21 protein-coding genes are annotated in these 20,638 nt (G+C 60.1%); 7 read left to right on the top strand and 14 right to left on the bottom strand.

The genetic code is table 11. From position 1 onward, the window contains the following. Nucleotides 1–17: 17 nt before the first annotated feature. The 3 genes from Aeroheme_RS00930 to Aeroheme_RS00920 form a co-directional block, all read right to left on the bottom strand. Entirely contained in the window at nucleotides 18–458 is a 441-nt protein-coding gene (locus tag Aeroheme_RS00930) for a DUF2489 domain-containing protein (protein WP_111911641.1), read from the bottom strand. Between the two features lie 11 nt (nucleotides 459–469). Continuing rightward, nucleotides 470–1,045: a Der GTPase-activating protein YihI gene (gene yihI / locus Aeroheme_RS00925; protein ID WP_106885261.1), complete on the bottom strand. Its 576-nt coding sequence runs from the start codon at nucleotides 1,043–1,045 to the stop codon at nucleotides 470–472. A 795-nt stretch (nucleotides 1,046–1,840) separates the two neighbouring features. Beyond that, on the bottom strand, nucleotides 1,841–2,458 hold the full coding sequence (locus tag Aeroheme_RS00920) for a c-type cytochrome (protein WP_411166541.1): 618 nt from the start codon (nucleotides 2,456–2,458) through the stop codon (nucleotides 1,841–1,843). A gap of 143 nt (nucleotides 2,459–2,601) precedes the next feature. Between Aeroheme_RS00920 and yihA the strand changes: the two genes are divergently transcribed. Next, a complete protein-coding gene (gene yihA, locus Aeroheme_RS00915; RefSeq protein ID WP_106885262.1) occupies nucleotides 2,602–3,258 on the top strand; it encodes a ribosome biogenesis GTP-binding protein YihA/YsxC in 657 nt (218 codons plus the stop codon). A 1,011-nt stretch (nucleotides 3,259–4,269) separates the two neighbouring features. On the opposite strand, the gene aroE is transcribed toward yihA, so the two are convergent. From aroE to Aeroheme_RS00880, 7 genes are all read right to left on the bottom strand, one after another. Beyond that, nucleotides 4,270–5,091 (bottom strand): shikimate dehydrogenase, encoded by an 822-nt coding sequence (aroE, locus tag Aeroheme_RS00910; protein ID WP_411166540.1) that lies wholly within the window; start codon nucleotides 5,089–5,091, stop codon nucleotides 4,270–4,272. A 105-nt stretch (nucleotides 5,092–5,196) separates the two neighbouring features. Further along, nucleotides 5,197–6,105: an oxygen-dependent coproporphyrinogen oxidase gene (gene hemF, locus Aeroheme_RS00905; protein WP_411166539.1), complete on the bottom strand. Its 909-nt coding sequence runs from the start codon at nucleotides 6,103–6,105 to the stop codon at nucleotides 5,197–5,199. A gap of 101 nt (nucleotides 6,106–6,206) precedes the next feature. Continuing rightward, nucleotides 6,207–6,767 (bottom strand): Sua5/YciO/YrdC/YwlC family protein, encoded by a 561-nt coding sequence (locus tag Aeroheme_RS00900; RefSeq protein ID WP_111911649.1) that lies wholly within the window; start codon nucleotides 6,765–6,767, stop codon nucleotides 6,207–6,209. 314 nt (nucleotides 6,768–7,081) lie between these two features. Next, nucleotides 7,082–7,639, bottom strand: a complete 558-nt coding sequence (locus Aeroheme_RS00895) for a type I DNA topoisomerase (RefSeq protein ID WP_139745007.1) — start codon at nucleotides 7,637–7,639, stop codon at nucleotides 7,082–7,084. Between the two features lie 55 nt (nucleotides 7,640–7,694). Continuing rightward, a complete protein-coding gene (locus Aeroheme_RS00890) occupies nucleotides 7,695–8,168 on the bottom strand; it encodes a DUF494 family protein (RefSeq protein WP_025325340.1) in 474 nt (157 codons plus the stop codon). Further along, nucleotides 8,161–9,276 carry a DNA-processing protein DprA gene (gene dprA, locus Aeroheme_RS00885; RefSeq protein ID WP_411166538.1) on the bottom strand — a complete coding sequence of 372 codons (1,116 nt, stop codon included), beginning with the start codon at nucleotides 9,274–9,276 and terminating at the stop codon, nucleotides 8,161–8,163. The genes Aeroheme_RS00890 and dprA overlap by 8 nt, the downstream gene beginning before the upstream one ends. A 1-nt stretch (nucleotide 9,277) precedes the next feature. After that, nucleotides 9,278–10,366: a LysM peptidoglycan-binding domain-containing protein gene (locus tag Aeroheme_RS00880; RefSeq protein WP_411166537.1), complete on the bottom strand. Its 1,089-nt coding sequence runs from the start codon at nucleotides 10,364–10,366 to the stop codon at nucleotides 9,278–9,280. A gap of 108 nt (nucleotides 10,367–10,474) precedes the next feature. On the opposite strand from Aeroheme_RS00880, the gene def reads away from it, so the two are divergent. The 5 genes from def to Aeroheme_RS00855 all read left to right on the top strand — a co-directional run bounded on the left by def (nucleotide 10,475) and on the right by Aeroheme_RS00855 (nucleotide 16,290). Further along, a complete protein-coding gene (gene def, locus Aeroheme_RS00875) occupies nucleotides 10,475–10,987 on the top strand; it encodes a peptide deformylase (RefSeq protein WP_025325337.1) in 513 nt (170 codons plus the stop codon). Nucleotides 10,988–10,999: 12 nt separating this feature from the next. Continuing rightward, entirely contained in the window at nucleotides 11,000–11,944 is a 945-nt protein-coding gene (gene fmt, locus Aeroheme_RS00870) for a methionyl-tRNA formyltransferase (RefSeq protein ID WP_411166536.1), read from the top strand. 60 nt (nucleotides 11,945–12,004) lie between these two features. Continuing rightward, nucleotides 12,005–13,297 carry a 16S rRNA (cytosine(967)-C(5))-methyltransferase RsmB gene (gene rsmB, locus Aeroheme_RS00865; RefSeq protein ID WP_289981889.1) on the top strand — a complete coding sequence of 431 codons (1,293 nt, stop codon included), beginning with the start codon at nucleotides 12,005–12,007 and terminating at the stop codon, nucleotides 13,295–13,297. 80 nt (nucleotides 13,298–13,377) lie between these two features. Further along, entirely contained in the window at nucleotides 13,378–14,754 is a 1,377-nt protein-coding gene (trkA, locus tag Aeroheme_RS00860) for a Trk system potassium transporter TrkA (protein ID WP_025325334.1), read from the top strand. 93 nt (nucleotides 14,755–14,847) lie between these two features. Further along, on the top strand, nucleotides 14,848–16,290 hold the full coding sequence (locus Aeroheme_RS00855) for a TrkH family potassium uptake protein (protein WP_411166535.1): 1,443 nt from the start codon (nucleotides 14,848–14,850) through the stop codon (nucleotides 16,288–16,290). Nucleotides 16,291–16,359: 69 nt separating this feature from the next. Here the strand turns inward: Aeroheme_RS00855 and Aeroheme_RS00850 are convergent. The 3 genes from Aeroheme_RS00850 to Aeroheme_RS00840 form a co-directional block, all read right to left on the bottom strand. After that, nucleotides 16,360–17,579, bottom strand: a protein-coding gene (locus Aeroheme_RS00850; RefSeq protein ID WP_411166534.1) for an IS3 family transposase whose coding sequence is annotated in 2 segments (ribosomal slippage) — nucleotides 16,360–17,231 and nucleotides 17,231–17,579 — 1,221 coding nt in all. Because the reading frame shifts where the segments join, the coding sequence is not laid out codon by codon here. 117 nt (nucleotides 17,580–17,696) lie between these two features. Beyond that, nucleotides 17,697–19,028: a DNA recombination protein RmuC gene (gene rmuC / locus Aeroheme_RS00845; RefSeq protein ID WP_411166533.1), complete on the bottom strand. Its 1,332-nt coding sequence runs from the start codon at nucleotides 19,026–19,028 to the stop codon at nucleotides 17,697–17,699. A gap of 49 nt (nucleotides 19,029–19,077) precedes the next feature. Beyond that, on the bottom strand, nucleotides 19,078–19,293 hold the full coding sequence (locus tag Aeroheme_RS00840) for a hypothetical protein (protein WP_025325331.1): 216 nt from the start codon (nucleotides 19,291–19,293) through the stop codon (nucleotides 19,078–19,080). A gap of 137 nt (nucleotides 19,294–19,430) precedes the next feature. On the opposite strand from Aeroheme_RS00840, the gene Aeroheme_RS00835 reads away from it, so the two are divergent. Beyond that, on the top strand, nucleotides 19,431–19,943 hold the full coding sequence (locus Aeroheme_RS00835; protein WP_025325330.1) for a ferredoxin-type protein NapF: 513 nt from the start codon (nucleotides 19,431–19,433) through the stop codon (nucleotides 19,941–19,943). Between the two features lie 93 nt (nucleotides 19,944–20,036). Here Aeroheme_RS00835 and Aeroheme_RS00830 read toward each other — a convergent pair whose 3' ends face one another. Beyond that, a complete protein-coding gene (locus Aeroheme_RS00830) occupies nucleotides 20,037–20,489 on the bottom strand; it encodes an Rrf2 family transcriptional regulator (protein ID WP_005326180.1) in 453 nt (150 codons plus the stop codon). Nucleotides 20,490–20,638 lie beyond the last annotated feature (149 nt).

The raw sequence follows: 20,638 nt of genomic DNA, 5'->3' as shown, positions 1-20,638 counted from the left end.
TCTTTGTTATCCAGGGCTCACCGGCTTAGCTGAAAGTCCTTCAGTCGGGCGACATCCTTGAGGATCTGCGCCTCCAGCTCGGCCTCGTAGCCGCTGCGTTCGAGATCCATCTTCATCACTTCGTTGCGCTTGAGGGCTCGCCTCGCCTCGTGAGTCGGCATCTCCTTCACCTTCTCGTAGAGGCCATAGAGACCGGGGAATTCATTGGCGAAAGCTCGCCCTCCCTTGATCTGCAAGGCATCCAGCAGGTTGGTCAGCCGGATGGCCCCCTCCGAGTAGTCGCACTGACCATCCCGTACCGCATGGGCGATCACCCTGACGCTGTCGAGGATGCGCTCGTTGCGGGCCGCGATGGCCTGTCGCTGCATGTCGTGCTGACGCTTGAGACGCGCCAGCAGGGTGCCGGCATAGACAGCCAGCCCCAGCAAGACAAGGCCCCCCAGCAGGGCGGCCAGCATCCATCCACTCATCACTTCTTCTTCGGCTCGGGCTTGGGTTCGGGCTGATAGTCAACCTGGCTGAAACGCTCCCACAGCTCTTCCTCGGAGGCAGGCTGTCTTGGCTCTTCATACTCGACGTCGTCAAAATCACCGTCGTCATCTTCGTCGGTGTCTATGATGCCGAGCTCGTCCATCAGCTCCTGATAGCGATCGACGCGCTGATCGACCCAGGCCTGCTCGGCCGCTTCCAGAGTTTCGCCGGCATCCAGTCGATCCAGCAGATCGTTCAGGCGATCATCATTCTCGATGGAGGCCAGCTCCTGCTCGGGCGTCATCACCAACTTCTTCTCTTTTTGTGGTTTGGTCACCACGGACTGGGACTTCTTCTCTTCCACGATCAGCACGACCGGCTTGCGGGAGCCGATGCGCGGATCCTTGGCCTGCTTGCCACTACCGCCCTTGTTGCCTTGCTCGACCTGCTGACGGGAGCCCGCCTTCAAGCCCTTGCGCTTGGCGGCGCGTTTGCGCTCACGACCTTCCAGGGCACTGGCATCTGATTCTTTGCGCTTGCCGGTAGGCTTGCGGGTGGGTTGTTTGGCCGACATGAATGACTCCGACAAATAACTGGATTGAAACCCCCGGGATTGTTTCGTCCGGGGAGGATGCTGAAGTGGGGAACAGTAAATCTGGAACAAGAGTGGGATCCCGCACCAATTCGACCATATTCGGTCGCTGAACACCGCAGGATCGGCATCCTCTGGGCATGTTGCTGGTATTTTGACACAGAATGCCTTGGCGGGTTAATGACCCAACAGAAAAAAGGCAGCCGAAGCTGCCTTGATCCTGTCATGCGAGTCCCATTCCCTGGCTGCAAATCGCCTTATCCCTGGGCGTACCTCTGCGCATCATGTCGTTAGGTCTTCCTGACCCTTGTTGCTCGATCCTGAATGTGCGTGTGCTTGTCTAACCCATGCGGACAACATCCGGTCGTCTTTCTGGGGTGGTTGCCTCCCGCAGCCCCGCTCATCCCTGGCGGTCACCATCCTGGTCTCTGACTCTCTTGCTCATCACTTGCCTGCTGAGCCGACTCCCTGTCCAACCCGAACGTCAACAGCTCGCCAGGTCATTCCATGAGCTCACTGTAACAATTTCGCAGTCGGGCTCAATCCACCCGGTATGCTTTCAAATGAAGATAAGTGGCCATCTCATTTTTAACATATTGAAAGTTATAGCTTCCGCATCGAAGGCTGAACGTTGTTTCAGCCCCGACCGGACTCGGAAATGGGGGATCTCTTACAACAATGCAGGGCATTTGCAGGCACTGCGCCAGAAGCCCCAAAAAAGAACAGGGAACCTTTATAGTTCCCTGCTCTTTTCAACAAGATAGATTCAGGACCTTATCAGTGCAAACCCGCCACGTATTTGGAGAGGGCTTCGATATCCTGATCCGTCAGCTTCTTGGCCACATCCCGCATCATGCCACTGGGATCATTGTCACGGGCTGCCGCACGGAAGGCGGTGAGCTGCGCCTTGATATACGCAGGGTGCTGCCCCGACAAGCTGGGATACTTGGCCTGCTCGACGCCGGAACCGCGCGGACCATGGCAGGCGGTACAGGCAGCCAGGCCACGTTCCATGTCGCCTCCCATATAGAGCGCCTTGCCTGCGGCAACCACGTCATCGGGCACGGCAACCGGAGTCACCTTCTGGCTGGAGAAGTAGGCCGCCAGGTCGTCCATATCCTGATCGGACAGAGGCAACGCCATGGGTCCCATGATGGGAGCAACCCGACCAGTTTGGCCAGAAGCTGCAGCCTTCAGTTCAACTAATTGTTTTTTGATATATGATGCGTGCTGACCAGCAATCTTGGGATACATGTCGACTGGGCTGTTGCCGTCCGGTCCATGACAGGCCGCACAGACGGCAGCCTTGGTTTGTCCCGCAGCGGCATCGCCCTTGGCTTGTGCCATCCCAGTTACGCCAACCATCAGAGCAAGTGTAATGACTAGGTTCTTCATGGCGTTCCAACTTTCTCGTTATTAGACTTCCAGATCCCATGCCGCCGAAGGCATGTTAAAATAAACGCGTTTAAACGACGCCATTTTACACGATTTCACAAAAAAGTAACTCTATAACCCTCTATCTCTATGGGGAATTTACGTTGGATACACAAACTCTGAATTTCAATAAGGTGCATTTTGTGACCAGCGCACCCGACATCCGCCACCTGCCAAATGATGGGGGTGTCGAGATTGCGTTTGCCGGGCGTTCCAACGCCGGTAAATCATCTGCATTGAATACCTTGACCAAACACAAGAACCTGGCACGGACCAGTAAGACACCGGGCCGTACCCAGCTGATCAACCTGTTTGAACTGGAACCGGGCAAGCGCCTGGTCGACTTGCCGGGCTACGGTTATGCGCAGGTTCCGCTGGAAATGAAGCTCAAGTGGCAAAAGTCACTGGCTGAATACCTGCAGCGCCGCGAATCCTTGAAAGGTCTGGTGATCCTGATGGACATTCGCCATCCGCTCAAAGAGACCGACATGAACATGCTGGAGTGGAGCTCACACCGCGAGCTGCCGGTGATGCTGCTGCTGACCAAGGCAGACAAGCTGAGCCCGGGCCCCCGCAACAACCAGGTGATCAAGGTGCGCCAGGCAGTAGCCGAGCTGGGTCCGCAGATCCAGGTTGAGGCCTTCTCCTCCCTCAACAACATAGGCGTCGAGAAGTTGGCCCAGACCCTGAGCGGCTGGTATCTGTCCAATGCCGAAACCGCTTCGATCGACACAGAAGAAGACCACCAGATCGAGGAGTAAATCGCTCCTCTTCTTGCTGCAATGAGCGGAGTTGGCCCTCCGCTGATTGAAAGACTTTCAGTTTTTCCCTGCCTGGGCCTGTCCCGCGTCCCCTTCTGTTACAACCTCTGTTACAACCCATCCCTATCGCTTATAAGTCTTTTTGATCAGACAGATAGAACGTTAGGCTGCTGTGAGAATTAACTTTCACTCTCTTTGACACCGTTTTCATCAATCCCACCAAACAAACCGGGAATAATGCCGAACATCAACAAAACTGAAAATTTATTACAAGAAAGGAATAGGAAGGGATAAAAATGAGGCCAGTCTCGCTGTCGCGGACCGGCCTGAAGAAATGAGTTCAAAAAATTGGGAAAAAGCGAGTTCTCGAGAACAAAGACGATTGGTTTTCCTCAAGAAACATCCCTATTCTAACAAAAGATTGCCCAATTTAAAGCATTTACTCTAAATGCTGCGCATAAAAAAACACCCCGACGATGACTCATCGGGGCTGCTATTCAGCCACATTCAATTACGTGAAATAAAAGGTCTGAAAGATAGAACATCTTACCTCTGTACCCTACGCCGATAACTGTATAGCAAAGCAGCAGAAAGTGAAAGTAATTTATGTAATTTAGTTTCACCCAAAACGGGAAAGGTAAATTCCTATATTTTTCAAATGGATAAAAAAATCCCCAGTATAAATACCGGGGAGTTATAAAGGTGACTAGCTAGCACTTCCTCAACTATCTAGTTAGTCAGCACCATTTCGCACAAGTTCCGCTGCTTTGAGAAAAAACTTGATAAACGTGAGCGACACTAGCCTGAAATCATCGCAACCCATTGTTACCTATCGATTTATATTTATTTTTATAATGGTGCTAATTTCATTCTCCCACGCACGGGGAGCACTTTCCCCCGAGGAAGAGAGAGATTCTGCTCAGACATAGGGTGTGACATCGCAACAGCCCGTCAGCAGGAGCGCACACTCGCGGTTGTGCCACTCCTCACCCGCTTGATAAGCGGACCGATTTACAGGGTGCCCAGATTGCGCTTCAGTTCTCTCAATACCTGCTTGGTGCCAGGCCGGATGCCGCGCCACACGGTAAAGGCTTCAGCAGCCTGCTCCACCAGCATGCCGAGCCCGTCCATGGTCTGACGAGCGCCATGCTGCTTGGCCCAGCCGATGAAGGCCGTGTCCGTCGCACCGTACATCATGTCGTAAATGGCGATATCGGCGTGGATCAGGGCCGGTGCCAGCGGTGGCAACTCCCCTTGCAGACTGGCGGAGGTGGAATTGATGATGAGATCGAACGGCCCCGCCAGCTGCTCATAAGTCTTGGCACTGAGCGCTCCCAGATCCTGGAATTCGGCAGCCAGCTGCTGCGCTTTTCCATGAGTGCGGTTGGCGATGACCAACTCGCCCGGCTTCTCCGCCAGCAGCGGCGCCAGCGCACCGCGAGCTGCCCCACCGGCCCCCAGCAGCAGGATCCGGCTGTCCGCCAGCGTCACCCCATGGGCCTTGAGATCGGCTACCAGCCCGGCACCATCTGTGTTGTCCCCCAGCAGCACACCATCATCCGTCAGCTTGATGGTATTGACCGCTCCCGCCCGTTTGGCCCTTGGACTCAACCGATCGACCAGGGCGAACGCCTGTTCCTTGAAAGGCACTGTGACATTGCACCCCTTGCCCCCCTGGGCAAAGAAGCTGCGCAAGGTAGCGGCAAACTCGTCGACGGCGGGCTCGGCCAGCCCATACTCCAGCTCTTGCTGGGTCTGTCTGGCGAACAAGGTATGAATGAAGGGGGACTTGCTGTGGCGCACCGGGTGGCCAAAAACCAGATAACGATCCATCAAAGAGTTCCATCAGAGGGTGATCACCCGATTTAACGGGTTTTCTCAGTCGGGAACAAGCCGAATATCGGCCAGAAAAAAAGGGGCCCGTCATGGCCCCTCGAGTCACAGCCACTCTCGTGGCGTGAGGTAGTCGGTATAGAGCAACGCCTCGGGGCTGCCCGCCTCCGGCTGCCAGTCATACTCCCAGCGGGCCAGGGGGGGCATCGACATCAGGATCGACTCGGTACGTCCGCCAGTCTGCAACCCGAACAGGGTGCCCCTGTCATACACCAGGTTGAACTCCACGTAGCGACCGCGGCGATAGAGCTGGAACGCCCGCTCCCGCTCGCCATAGGGCAGCGCCTTGCGTTGCTCGACAATGGGCAGGTAGGCATCGAGATAACCCCGACCTACCGCCTGCATGAAGGCGAAGCAGTCGGCAAAGGGCCAGCGATTCAGATCATCGAAGAAGAGGCCGCCCACCCCTCTGGTCTCGTTGCGATGCTTGAGGAAGAAGTAGCGATCGCACCAGGACTTGAACTCGGGGTAGATATGGTCGCCAAAAGGCTGACAGAGATCGTGGGAGACCTGGTGCCAGTGCTGCACATCCTCGGCAAACGGATAGAAGGGCGTCAAATCAAAGCCGCCGCCAAACCACCAGATGGGCGCCTCGCCCTCTTTCTCGGCGATGAAGAAACGGACGTTGGCATGACTGGTCGGCACATAGGGGTTGTGCGGATGGATCACCAGCGAGACGCCCATGGCCTCGAACTTGCGGCCGGCCAGTTCGGGGCGATGAGCGGTCGCCGAAGCCGGCATGGCCTCGCCATAGACATGGGAGAAATTAACCCCACCCTGCTCGATCACAGCGCCGTGGCGCAGCACCCGGGTGCGGCCGCCACCACCGCCTTCGCGGCGCCAGGCATCCTCCACAAAGTGTCCGGTGCCGTCAGCCTGCTCCAGTCCCCGGCAGATCTCGTCCTGCAACTGCAGCAGGAAGGCCTTGACCTGGGCCACATCCGGTTTGCTCATCTTGTCTCCAGTCAGGCAGGATCTTGATCGTCCCGTCCATTTTAAATTGTGGTGTCACGCCATGAGCACATCGCCCGTCATGGCTGCAAATCAGCGCCCCCTCAGGAGGGACGAATGATGGCGCCGGTACGGGCGTCCTTGATCTCGGATGGATTGGCCTGTCCACCGACTTCCCCAGGCAGGATATGGGCCAGCTGACTTGCCAGCAGCTCACCTATATCGGCCACCCGACGGGCAGGCTCCTCGCCGGTCAGGTTGGCACTGGTCGAGACCAGGGGCTTGCCAAAGGCGCGGCACAGGGCCTGCACCTGAGGATGGGCCGTGACGCGCACCGCCAGGGTATCGAACTGTCCGGTCAGCCAGGTCGGCGTGGTCGCGCGGGCAGGCATGATCCAGGTGAAGGGGCCGGGCCAGCTCGCCTGCACGCGAGCAAGCTGCTCGTTGCTGAGCTGGCTCAGGTCGATGTAATCCTGCAGTTGGGTCAGATCGGCGGCAATCAGGATCAGGCCCTTCTCCACCGGACGCTGCTTGATGGCCAGAAGGCGCTGAACCGCAGCCTCGGAGTCGGGATCACATCCCAGGCCAAAGACGGCCTCGGTGGCATAGGCGATCACCCCTTCGCGGTGCAGGGCGGCGATCGCTTGTTCAAATTCGTTTGGCATAGAAAAAATGCGACAGCCAAGCTGCCACCTCTCATCACTGGGTTGTAAGTTGAACCGACATGAGGGCACCTTGGAGCCCTCACCTCTTCAGTACATTCGGACGTTTGACCCGCCACCAGAGCCTCGGCTCATCATTGGCCACTGCAACGCCTGAGATGCCGGGCCACATGAACAGACCAAGAGGCTGGCGGCACGGCAGCATCGGGATCGGCGCCCAACGGCACGGCCGTAGAAGGGCGGTTCACAGCAAGATGATAAATCCAGATGAAGCACCCTCTTGCCAGCAAGCTGTCAGCCGGCTCATGGCGGCAGGATTATACCCGCTCAATCTGATGACAGCATTTCTTTTGCGGGCAGACCCAGCGCAGACTCCCTCTCACTTTCTTCTCGATCATGATGCCCCAGCCACACTCGGGGCAGGGCATGGGAACAGGCTTGTCATTCACCACGTACTTGCAGTGAGGATAGGCATCGCAGGAGTAAAACTGTTTGCCATAGCGAGAGGTGCGGCTCACCAGATGACCCTTGCCGCACTCCGGGCAGAGGATCTGGGTATCGTCGCTCTCCTGCAGGGACTCGATATGCTGGCAGGCCGGATACTGGGTACAGCCCACGAACAGACCGTAGCGCCCCTTCTTGATCGCCAGCGGCTGGCCACAATCGGGGCAGGCGGATCCTTCGAGCACCTTCTCGATGTCGCGGCCGGAGGGCGTCAGGGAACGAATGTAGTCACAGGAGGGGTAGGCCGAGCAGCCCAGGAAGGGGCCATGCTTGCCCTGACGGATCACCAGCTCGGCACCACACTGCGGGCACGGTTCGCGCTCGAATGCATGTTCGTGGGCAGAAAAGAGGTGATGATCTATTTTTGACATGGGCCGCGCCTTGGAATCCAGATGGCCTGAATTCTATCAGCGCGGCACCAGACTGTCAGTGAATGACACCATCCGACTCGTCAAACACCAGCTCCTCCATCTGCTGGTAGGCATTCTCGCTGCCTGGTACGTTGAACAGCACCATCATGACGACCCACTTCAGGTCATCCAGCTCGATATCCGGCTTGTCCAGCTCCAGCAAGCGTTCGATACAGATTTCGCGGGTTTCGGCGTTCAGCACCTGGGCCTGTTCCAGGAACAGCAGGAAACCACGGCACTCGGTACTGAGGCGAGCCAGCTCTTGCGGGGCGTAGATCCGCATCGAACCTTGCGCGCTGGCGGTGACATACACCTCCCGCTCGCTGTCATGCAGATTGGCCAGTCGTTCCAGCCAGTTGAGTGCCTTCTCAATCTCGTCCTGATTGAAACCGGCCCGGCTAAGTTCGTCGGTGAGTTCATCCTGCTCGACCATCACATCTGCATCGCTGTGGATGTAGGTCTCGAAAAGGTACATCAATACATCAAACATGATTCGCCCTCCTCGCTCTGACGTATCCACCGGCTACCGCCATCACTGCACCGGCCAGCTCCAGCTCTACCAACCTGCCCAATACCACTTCGACAGGAAGCTGGGCCCGCTCGGCAACGGTATCCACGCTCGTGGTCTCATAATCTACGTTATCCAACAAATCGGCATAAGGCAATTCGCTATTATGCAATGGCTCGGGAGAAGGGTTCGCCAGCCTCTTTAATGGCACAAGGGCTGGCAGCTCTTCCATCACATCTGCCGCATTCAAGACCAGTTTGGCCCCCTGTTGAAGCAGGCGATTGCACCCCGCAGCCTGGGTGTTTTGCGGCGCACCTGGGACGGCAAAGACCTCCCGGCCCTGCTCCAGCGCGTAGCGGGCCGTGATGAGTGAGCCGCTCTGTTCGGCCGCCTCCACCACCAGCGTGCCCAGCGACAAGCCACTGATGATGCGATTACGACGAGGGAAATGTTCCGCCAGCGGCCCCTGGTCCGGCGCCAGCTCGGAAACAAGCAGGCCGCCGTGCTCGAGGATCTGCATCGCCAGGCCCTGGTGGCGCTTTGGGTAGAGACAGTCAAGCCCGGAGCCCAGCACCGCCAGCGTCACACCGCCCGATGCCAAGGCCTGCAGGTGACAGATGCCATCAATGCCCAGCGCCAATCCGGAGGTGATCGCCAGACCGCTCTCCACCAATTCGGCACACAAACGGGCGGCGTTGTCCTTGCCTGCATAGGTGGGGTGACGGGTTCCCACCATCGCCAGCAGTGGCAGAGAAAGGGATGCAAGATCCCCGCGGCAATAGAGCAACAGGGGGGCGGCGGGGATCTCTTTGAGCAGCGAGGGATAAGCGGGACTGTCCGGGCAAAGCAGGTGATTGTCAGGTGCCGCGGCCCAGTTCAACCCCTGCTCCACCAGGGGTGATGGCCATCTCAGCTGCCGGATTTGGGCCGATTGCAGGCCAAGTGATTGCAGCACGCCATCATCACAGCCAAACAGGGCGTCGATGTCGCCGCCGAAGTGCGTAAGCAGCCGCGCGGCGGTGACCGGACCTATGCCGGTCACCGTATCCAGCGTCAACCACAGCGAGAGCCGCCCAAGTGGAAGTGGCACGTCAGAAGTTACTGACCTGATAACCCGAGCTGACCAGATCCTGGCTCTGCAGGATGAGGCCATAACTCAGCTTGTCATACACCTTGAACAGCATGACCCTGGCAACCGCTTCGGCGGGCAGGGACGACTTGCCAGCAGAGTGGAATGCCTTGTCATAGACGGAAGCATATTCCCGATACGAGACCTTGCCATTCTTGTCCACCATCTCGGCCCCCGGACGCAGGATCTCGAGCACATCACCGGGGGTAATCTGATCCCGCTGCCCCTTGTTGATGAGGACAACGTCAAACTTGCCTCCCCCGCGTACCTTGCTCGGCAGCTCTATCACATAACCGGGGGAAATCACCGGCGCCGCCTTTGGCATGAAGACAGCAGAAAGGCTCTCCTGCGGTGGTAACGGGATGACCTTGTCTCCCTGATACACCTCGCGCCTGCTGTGCGTCAGCGTGACTCTGGTGCTGTTGTTGACCTGGCGATCCTCCGCCCGCACAGTGCCGACAAAAATAGCCTCCTGGCCGAGCTGCTCACCGGTCAGCTTGTCCTTGTAAGTCACCCCGGGGCGATAGATGCCGTAACTCTGACCCGGATTCAGCGCCCCCTGCACATAGAGGGTGTCACCCTCCAGCATGCCGATATGCTTGTCGTTATTGCCAAGCACATAGGGCAGGTCCTTGCTCTGCTGACTGTCGGCCAGAATGTGATCGGTTTGCAGGAAGGGCACTATCTCGCTGAGGGGCAGGGTCGGAATGGGGTTGGCCTTGTTCTCGTAGCGATTCTTGGGAGACAGGTGAATGACCTGTTTGCCGCCCTGGCTGGCCTTACCCAGACGCGGTTCGCCATTGACCCAGCTCAGTTGCAGCACATCACCGGGGTAAATCCAGTGTGGGTTGGCAATCTGGGGATTGATGTTCCAGAGACGTGGCCAGAGCCAGGGTTCGGCCAGATACTGGCCCGAGATATCCCAGAGGGTATCCCCCTTCTGCACCACATAACTCTCGGGATAACCGGATTTCAGCGTCAACTGCTGTGCCATGGCACCATTGGCCAGGGCTGTCGCCAGACAGGCGAGGATGATTTGCTTCAGATGCATAACACTCCCTGTTACTTCTGCACGCAAAGTGTTGCTGTTTTTTGTCGACGTAAATGACTAGAATTACGTCAATATTGACTGCGTTTATATGAAACTAAAGAAAAAACTATGGCCATTCTAGATGTATTGCGTTTCCCCGATGAGCGCCTGCGCACAGTCGCAGCCCCTGTCGAGACCATTACACCCGAGTTACAACAGATTGTAGATGATATGTTCGAAACCATGTACGCGGAGGAAGGCATAGGCCTGGCCGCGACTCAGGTCGACATTCATCAGCGCATCATCGTCATCGACGTCTCTGAAGACCGTGAAGATCAGCTGGTGCTGATCAACCCGGAGATCCTTGAGCAGTCAGGCAGCACTGGCATCGAAGAGGGTTGCCTCTCGGTCCCCGGCAGCCGCGCTCTGGTGCCACGTGCCGAGTGGGTCAAGGTCCGGGCGCTGGATCGCCACGGCAAGCCATTCGAGCTGGAAGCGGACGATCTGCTCGCTATCTGCATACAGCATGAGATGGATCATCTGGTCGGCAAGCTGTTTGTGGATTACTTGTCCCCGCTCAAGCGCCAGCGCATCCGTCAGAAGCTGGAAAAAATGGCCCGTGAAGATCGCAAAGTCCTCTGAGGATCTGCCCCATTGAATAAGCTGAAACTGATTTTTGCCGGTACCCCCGACTTCGCCGCCCGTCATCTGGCGGCGTTGTTGTCTTCCGACCATGAGGTCGTCGCCGTTTACACCCAGCCCGACAAGCCGGCGGGCCGCGGCCAGAAACTGACCGCCAGCCCGGTCAAGGAGCTGGCGCTGGCCCACAGCCTGCCGGTCTACCAGCCGGCATCCCTGCGCAATGAAGCCGCACAGGCCGAGCTGGCCGCCCTTGGCGCAGATCTCATGGTGGTGGTGGCCTACGGCCTGATCCTGCCCAAGGCGGTGCTCGACACCCCGCGCCTCGGCTGCCTCAACGTGCACGGCTCCCTGCTGCCACGCTGGCGCGGTGCCGCCCCCATACAGCGCGCCATCTGGGCGGGCGATGCCGAAACCGGCGTCACCATAATGCAGATGGATGTGGGGCTGGATACCGGCGCCATGATCCGCAAGGTGAGCTGCCCCATCGCCTTTGATGAGACCTCCGCCAGCCTGTATGACAAGCTGGCAGAGCTCGGACCGCAGGCGCTGGTCGACACCCTTAACGCCATGGCCGCCGGTGAAACTACCGCCGAGGCGCAGGACGATGCGCTGGCCAACTATGCCCAGAAGCTCTCCAAGGAAGAGGCGCGCATCGACTGGTCCATGGAGGCCGTCGCCATCGAGCGCTGCATTCGCGCCTTCAACCCCTGGCCCATCAGCTGGTTCGAGGCCGCGGAGCAGACCATCAAGGTGTGGCAGGCCGAGGTCATCGACAGCGACCATGGCCAGAGCGCCGGCACCCTGCTCAAGGCCGACAAGCAGGGGATCGACGTCGCCACCGGCAAGGGGGTGCTGCGTCTGCTGACCCTGCAACCGCCCGGCAAGAAGGCCATGTCCGTCCCGGATCTGCTCAACTCTCGCCGCGACTGGTTTGAACCCGGCACGCAATTGCATTGAACTGGATTGAATTGACACAAGCGGGGCCCAGGCCCCGACTTGCGCATCTAAGGTAACTCTATGAAAACACGTGCACAGGCCGCTCTCGTTATTCAACAGGTGCTGGATCAGGGCCAATCCCTCTCCGCTGTTCTGCCTGCTGCCCAGGAGAAGGTGGCGCCTCGCGATCGCGCCCTCCTGCAAGAACTCTGCTACGGCACCCTGCGCTGGCTGCCCCGCCTCGACGCGGCGGTGAGCGAGATGATGGACAAGCCGCTCAAGAACAAGAGCCGCATCTTCCACTATCTGATCCTGGTCGGTCTCTATCAGCTCATCTACACCCGCATTCCGGCTCATGCCGCCGTGGCCGAGACCGTCAATGCCGTCAAGCTGCTCAAGGGCACCTCACTGCGCGGCCTCATCAACGGCGTGCTGCGCAACTTCCAGCGCAGCGCCGAAGTCATACTGCTGCGCATCGACCGGGTGCCCAGCATTCGTCTCGGCCATCCCGAGTGGATCACCAAGCGCCTGCGTCAGGCCTATCCCGAGGATTGGGAATTCATCATGGAGGCCAACAACCAGCGCCCCCCCATGTGGATCCGCAACAACAGCCAGCGCCAGAGCCGCGAGCAGATGCTCGCCCGCATGGCCGAAGTGGGCATCAATGCGGTGGCCGGCGAAGAGGGTGAGGATTGCATCCTGCTGGAGCGCCCTTGCGACGTGACCAAGCTGCCCGGTTTCGAAACCGGTGACTGCTCGGTGCAAGACGGTGCCGCCCAGCAGGCCGCCCGTCTGCTCGATCCCCAACCCGGTGACTGGGTGCTGGACGCCTGCGCCGCCCCCGGCGGCAAGACCGCCCACCTGCTGGAGCTGCAACCCGCCCTCGCCGGTGTGGTAGCCGTGGATGCGGACGAGCACCGCCTCACCCGGGTGCAGGAGAACCTGGATCGCATCGGCCTCACCGCCCGGGTGATCCACGGGGATGCCAGCACGCCGGACCAGTGGTGGCCAGAGGGTCAGTTCGATCGCATCCTGCTGGATGCCCCCTGCTCCGCCACCGGCGTCATCCGCCGCCACCCGGACATCAAGTGGCTGCGCCGGGATCAGGACATCCGCGAGCTGGCCGAGCTGCAGCGCCGCATTCTGAACGCCCTCTGGGGCAAGCTCAAAAGCGGCGGCACCCTGCTCTATGCCACCTGCTCTGTGCTGCCGGAAGAGAACCGCGACCAGATCCGCGCCTTCCTGGCTGACACCAAGGATGCCCGTCTGGTGCCGCTGCACGAGCAGGACAACCCGGATTGCCCGGGTCGCCAGTTCCTGCCCGGCGAGGCGGAGATGGACGGCTTCTATTATGCCAAGCTGATCAAGCTGTAGGCCGGGCAGCCGGATGATGAGTCCGGGCGGCAGGCTGGCTTGCCTCGTTTCGAAGCAACAATCTTGAGTAAGATGTCCATATGAAAATCATCATTCTGGGTGCGGGTCAGGTGGGTGGCACCCTGGCGGAAAACCTCGCCGGCGAGAACAACGACATCACCATAGTCGACACCGACAGCGACCGCCTGCGGGAGCTGCAGGACAAGTTCGACCTGCGGGTGGTGAACGGTCACGGCGCCCACCCCAGGGTGCTGCGCGAGGCGGGGGCCCAGGATGCGGACATGCTGGTCGCGGTCACCAACAGTGACGAGACCAACATGATCGCCTGTCAGGTGGCCTACTCCCTGTTCAACACCCCGAACAAGGTGGCGCGCATCCGCTCCCCCGCCTATCTGGTGGAGCGGGATCGCCTGTTCCTGCCGGAATCCGTGCCTGTGGACCACCTGATCGCCCCCGAGCAGCTGGTGACCGACTATGTACGTCGCCTCATCGAGTATCCTGGCGCGCTGCAGGTGGTTGATTTTGCAGGCGGCAAGGTGGGTCTGGTGGCGGTCAAGGCCTACTACGGCGGCCCCCTGGTGGGCAATGCCCTCTCCACCCTGCGGGATCACATGCCGAACATAGAGACCCGGGTCGCCGCCATCTTCCGCCAGGGCCGCTCCATCCGCCCGCAAGGCACCACCATCATAGAGGCGGATGACGAGGTGTTCTTCGTCGCCGCCGCCGGCCACATCCGGGCCGTGATGTCGGAGCTGCAACGCCTCGAGAGCCCCTATCGCCGCATCATGATAGTCGGGGGGGGCAACATAGGCGCCGGACTCGCCCGCCAGCTGGAGAAGCGCTACAGCGTCAAGCTCATAGAGCGCAACCAGAAGCGGGCGGAGCAGCTCTCGGAGAACCTGGAAAACACCATAGTCTTCTGCGGCGACGCGGCGGATCAGGAACTGCTGGCGGAGGAGCACATCGATCAGATCGACGTCTTCATCGCGGTGACCAACGAGGACGAGGCCAACATCATGTCGGCCCTGCTCGCCAAGAAGATGGGTGCCAAGAAGACAATGGTGCTGATCCAGCGCGGTGCCTACGTGGATCTGGTGCAAGGCGGCTCCATCGACATCGCCATCTCGCCCCAGCAGGCCACCATCTCGGCCCTGCTGACCCATGTGCGCCGTGCCGACATCGCCAACGTCTACAGCCTGCGCCGCGGGGCGGCCGAGGCCATCGAGGCCATAGCCCACGGTGACGAGAACACCTCCAAGGTGGTGGGCAAGACGGTAGGTGAGCTCAAGCTGCCGCCGGGCACCACCATAGGCGCAGTCGTACGGGGAGATGAGGTGCTGATCGCTCACGATCGCACCCAGATCCAGCAGGATGACCACGTGGTGATGTTCCTGGTGGACAAGAAGTACATCCCGGAAGTGGAACGCCTGTTCCAGCCCAGTCCTTTCTTCCTGTAAGTCCTCCATGCAACAGGCTACGACATCCAGACCCGGACATTTCCCAGAGGGAAGGTCCGGGTCTTTTTTCAATCAACGACCAGGTTATCTTGCATGATCAAGCTGCGTCCCATCGTCTTCACCCTCGGGCTGGTGCTCTCCAAGCTGGCCCTCTTCATGTGGCTGCCCACCCTGCTGGCGCTGTTCACCGGTTCCGAGGGCTTCGTCGAGTTTCTCAAGTCCGTGCTGATCACCCACGGCGCCGCCCTGCTCTGCCTGCACCATGGGCGCAAGGTGGAGTTTCACCTCGGGGTGCGGGAGATGTTCCTGCTCACCACCTCGGTCTGGGTGGTGGCCTGCATCTTCGGCGCCCTGCCCTTCTTCTTCATCAACCACATCGACTTCACCGATGCCTACTTCGAGACAATGTCGGGGGTCACCACCACGGGATCCACAGTGCTGTCCGGGCTGGACGGCATGGCCCACAGCATCTTGCTGTGGCGCTCCATTTTGCAATGGCTGGGGGGTGTGGGCTTTATCGTGATGGCGGTGGCCGTGCTGCCCTACCTCAACGTCGGCGGCATGAAGCTGTTCCAGACCGAGAGCTCGGATTGGTCAGACAAGAGCGCACCGCGCGCCAAGACGGTGGCCAACAACATAGTGGTGGTCTATCTGGTGCTCTCCATGCTCTGCTTCCTCGCCTACTGGGTGAGCGGCATGACGCTGTTCGAGGCGGTCAACCACGCCATGACGACGCTGAGCACCGGGGGCTATTCCACCTCGGATCAGTCCATGTCCCACTTTTCCAACTCGGCGCACTGGATTGGCACCCTGTTCATGTTCCTCGGCGGCCTGCCCTTCCTGCTCTATGTGCAAGCCCTCTCCCGCCGTGACAACAGCCTGCTCAAGGATGCCCAGGTCCAGGGCTTCTTCTGGCTGGTGGTCTGGGTCACCGTCGTCGTTACCTTCTATCTGTGGGTCCGGGACATCTACGGCTTTATGGATGCCCTGCGCATCAGCAGCTTCAACATCGTCTCGGTGATCACCACCACCGGCTATGGCCTCGGCGACTTCGGCACCTGGGGGCCGCTCACCAGCATCATCTTCATCATCTTGCTGGCGCTCGGCGCCTGCTCCGGCTCTACCGCCGGCGGGCTCAAGATCTTCCGGATACAGGTGGCCTTCGCCCTGTTCAAGAAACAGATGCGCCAGCTGATGCACCCCTCTGCGGTGTTCCCGCAAAAATACAACGGCCGTCCGGTCAACGACGCCATCATCCGATCCATGATCTCCTTCGTGCTGGCCTATTTCGCCATCATCTTGCTGATCGCCGCCCTGCTCGCCGCCATAGGCCTGGATCCCCTGACCGCCATCTCGGGCTCCATCACGGCGGTGGCCAACGTGGGCCCCGGCATGGGGCCCGTCATAGGCCCCAGCACCAACTTTGCCAGTCTGCCGGATACGGCCAAGTGGATACTGTCGTTCGGCATGTTGCTGGGACGGCTCGAGATCCTGACGGTGGCGGTGATCTTCTTCCCCTCGTTCTGGCGGCAATGAGGCCGGAGTGGCGGATCACCTGTCTAGTCCTGAAATAGGTTTACACATTTTTGTCTAGCTTCACGTGACTCAGAACCCCCGATGCACCGCATCGGGGGTTCTGTATTTCAACGCATGATGCGGTCGCTCCAGGTTGTAAATATCCACCGCCTCACGCACCATCTCCCGCGCTTGCGCCAGGTCCTGCGGGCTTTGCAGCAGCAACTCTCCTTTCAAAATTCCGTTCACCCGCTCCGCCAACGCATTCTGGTAACAGTCATAACCATCCGTCATCGAGCACCGCACACCATGCCGCTCATGCAATGACTGATACAGACCCGAGCAATACTGCACGCCGCGGTCTGAGTGATGGATTAGCTCCCCGCCGCCACGCCGTTGCTTCAGCGCTTGTCTGAACGCCATCGCCACCGACTCGGCGTGCATCCCTTCGTGCACGTGATGACGCACTATCTTGCGTGAGTAGGCATCCGTCACCAGGCTCAGGTACAGCGGCCCGCTCCTGGCTGGCAGATAGGTGATGTCGGCGACCCAGACTTGCTCCGGAGCCACCGGCGTGACCAGCTCCGGCCCTGCCTTGAGCAAGTTGGGATGACGGTAGAAACGGTGAAAGCTGTGGGTGGTCTTGTGATACGCCCGCCTGGGCTGCACCAGCAGGCGGTGCTCGGCCAATATCTGAAACAGCCTGTCCCGCCCGACCTTGAGCCCGCCATCATCCTGACCCTGCAGCAGATAATGCAACTTGCGGGTGCCCACCCGTGGCTGGCGTAACCGGACCTGGCGCACGAAGCGCACCACTTGCAGCCCCTGTGCATGGCGCAGGTCGGCAACCCGATTGCGCTTGTAGTAAGCCTGACGGCTTATCCCCAGAAACCGGCAAGCCCTGACGATGGTCAGCCTCTGGACTTGCCGCTGCGAGAGAACTTGCCGGGTCGCTTTTTTACGATGGAGACGCCGTAGTCGTTCTTCAGCACATCGACGACGGCCTCAAAGAACTGGGCCTTCTGGCTCATCAGCGCCAGCTGCTGCTCGAGCTCCTTGATGCGCTGTTCGGGCGTCTGGTTGTCGGGGTCTGGCATGGTGATGCTCCTGCCGGCGCGCACAGAAGCCCCCTGGCTCCAATCTTGCCGACCATGTTTACGCAACCATACCAGAACGGTGGCGTTGCCCTGAATGCCGTATCGGGCTTGTGCCTGCTGGCAGGTGAGCTCGCCTTTTTCAATCTGCTCGACCAGTGCCAGTTTAAAAGTCAGCGAGTAATCGCGCTGTGTCCGTTTCACAGCTTGTCCCATCGGGCTCTCCATTTATGTGGGGGAAAGGTGTAAACCATATTCAGGACGGGACAACCATGACAAAAAGGGCAGCCCGCGAGCTGCCCTTTTTGTCTGCGTTCGACCGTCGCCATTGCTTCAGTCGGCGGAGTCTTCCCGCTCCAGCGCGCGGTTGACCAGGGGCTCCGGCAGGGGCTTGGTGACCTCCACTCCCAGCTCGCGAAAACGCTCGACCTGGGCGATCAGGTTGCCACGGCCGTTGACCAGCCGCCCCATCGCCTTGTCGTAGCTCTCCTGCGCCTTGTGCAGGCTGCCCCCCATCTGCTGCATCTCCTCCACGAAGAGCCGCAGCTTCTCGTAGAGGCGGCCGGCCCGCTCCGCTATCTGGCGCGAGTTCTGGTTCTGCCGCTCGTAGCGCCACAGGTTCTCTATGGTGCGCAGCGCCACCATCAGGTTGTTGGGGCTCACCAGCAATATGTTGTGATCCAGCCCGTAACGTACCAGGGAGGGGTCGGCCTCCAGGGCGGTGAGGAAGGCGGGCTCCACCGCCACGAACATCAGCACATAGTCCAGGGTGCGCACCCCGGGCAGCTGCTGGTAATCCTTGCGGCCCAGCTCGCGGATGTGGTTGCGCACCGAGGCAACGTGCTCCTTGAGCGCCACCGCCTTCTCCAGCTCGTCGTCCGCGTTGTACCAGCGCTCGTAGGCGGTCAGCGACACCTTGGCGTCTATGATGATGTCTTTGTCTTGGGGCAGGTGGACGATGACGTCGGGCTGATAGCGCTTGCCCTTGTCCACCTCGATGTTGACCTGGGTGTGGTACTCGTGGCCCTCTCGCAGGCCGCACTCGGAGAGGATACGGGCCAGCACCACCTCACCCCAGTTGCCCTGCTGCTTGCTGTCCCCCTTGAGGGCCCGGGTCAGGGCCGCGGCCTCTTCGGTCATGCGGGCATTGAGCTCGGCGAGGCGCTCCAGCTCGAACTTGAGGCTGTGGCGCTGGGCCGTCTCCTGAGCGTGGGTCTCCCCCACCTGGCGACGGAAACCCTCGAGCTGCTCCTTGAGCGGTGTCAGCAGCAGATCCAGGCTGTTCTGGTTCAGTTCGCGGAAGTTACCCGAGTTTTGCTCGAAGATGCGGTTGGCGAGGTTCTCGAACTGCTGGCTGAGGCGAGCCTCCGCCTGCTGTTGCAGTTGCAGCTTCTCGGCGCTGGCGATGCGCTCGCTGCGCAGTGTGGCTTCGGCATCCTTGAGGCGAGCGGTGAGCTTGAGCAGCAGGGCCTGCTGCTGCTCCAGCTTCTGCTGGCCCAGCATCTTCTCATCCTGCAGCTCGTCGAACCTGTCCTGCAACGCCTGATGGCGCTCCTCGGTGAGCAGTGTCTCCTCCCGGGCCGTGCGACGCCCCGCCAGCCAGCCGAGGAGCAGGGCCAGCAGACCCGCCAGCAAGGCAGGCAGCCAGGTCATCATCGGGATCATCGCCGACTCCGCCGACACAGGAAGTGCTGGACATCAACGCGTGCGGCGATCATCGGCGGCTCCGCTGGCGCAGGAAGAGTTCGAGATAACGGTTGAGCAGCAGCCAGAACAGCACATAGATGAGGTAGGCGGCCAGCACCACCCACTTGTGACTGTTGACCCCGGTGTCGAGCTCGGTGAACTCGATCTCCTTGATGCGGCAGTAGGCCCACATCAGCAGGGGGAAGATATACAGCAGAGAAGCACGCCACAGAAATAACCACATGAGTTCATCAGATCCCGCAAAAAGACTCGCCTAGCTTACACAAGGGCAACCCGGCTTGCGATCCTGGCCGGCGCTATTCTCTGGCTTGCCGGCGGAAAACTGGATAAAATTAACCCCTAATAGGTATAGGGGTGGGCATGACTCATTTTTTCTGTCGCTGGCTGACGCACGCACTGGGGGGCTCCCGCAAACCGGACATGGTTTGCCACGAGGCGCGCCCGCCCTGGGCCATCGAAGAGTCGCAATTCCTCGCTCTGTGCCGCCGCTGCGGCGAGTGCTTCAAGGCCTGCCCCAACGGTCTGCTCAAACCCGCCGACCAGCCCGAATATGTCGGCACCCCCATAGCCGGCACCCCTGTGCTGGATCTCGCCTGCGGCCAGTGCAGCTACTGTGGCAGCTGCGCCAGAGCCTGTCCCACCGGGGCGCTGGACCTGCGGCTCGGCCGCCAGGTACAGACCCGGGTCAGGATAGAGGCGAGCTGTCAGGCCCGTCAGGGCTTCTACTGCCTGCTGTGCGAGGATGCCTGCCCCCAGCAGGCCATCAAGGCCAGCAGCGAGGGGGTGAGCGTCAACATGGCGGCCTGCGACGGTTGCGGCGCCTGCGGCCTCGCCTGCCTGCACGGCGCCATCACCCTGATCCCCCAGCTCTGACGACTCCGGCATCCCGACGCACTCACGTCCGTCCCCGGCATGCATGCCAGACAGCAAAAAGGGCCCCGAGGGGCCCTCTCACCGTCATGACCCTCAGGCCATGGTCAGGATATTGTCCTGCTCGATGCCAAGCAGGTGGCACAGCCGGGTCGGATCCCGCACCGCATCCGCCAGGGTGTATTCCCCCAGCACCTCGAGGAAGGCGTTCATGGCGCGGCGCAGTATGCCCTGGATGCGGCAGCCGCCGGAGAGGCGGCAGTTCTCGCGCTTGCAGTCCACCGGGCAGAGCACGTGCTCCATGTCCATCACCACATCGCGCAGGTTGATGGAGACGGCGGAGCGGCCGAGACGGATGCCACCATGCTTGCCACGTACCGTTTCGATGTACCCCTTGATGCCGAGCTGATGCACTATCTTGACCACGTGGTTGCGGGAGATGGCGAAGGTGTCGGCCACTTCCGTGATGGTCGACAGGCGATCACCGGGCTGGATAGCCAGAAAGGTCAGGGTACGCAGGGCGTAGTCGGTAAATCGTGTCAGTTGCATGGTCGCACTTGCCTCTTACTACAAGCCAGAAATCAGGACGACAGCCAGTGGCCAGAGAGGTGAGACTGCACGTGCGCCCGCACAGGTGTCGCTTCTTCAGCCGGGTCGTGGAGTGACAAGGTTAAGAGCAGCTCTGGCGGGTGTCGACG

This window comes from Aeromonas sp. DSM 116730, assembly GCF_046581335.1.
Classification (GTDB): domain Bacteria; phylum Pseudomonadota; class Gammaproteobacteria; order Enterobacterales; family Aeromonadaceae; genus Aeromonas; species Aeromonas rivipollensis.
The sequence above is the reverse complement of the archived record's forward strand: the minus strand, read 5'-3'. Positions and strand labels throughout refer to the sequence as shown.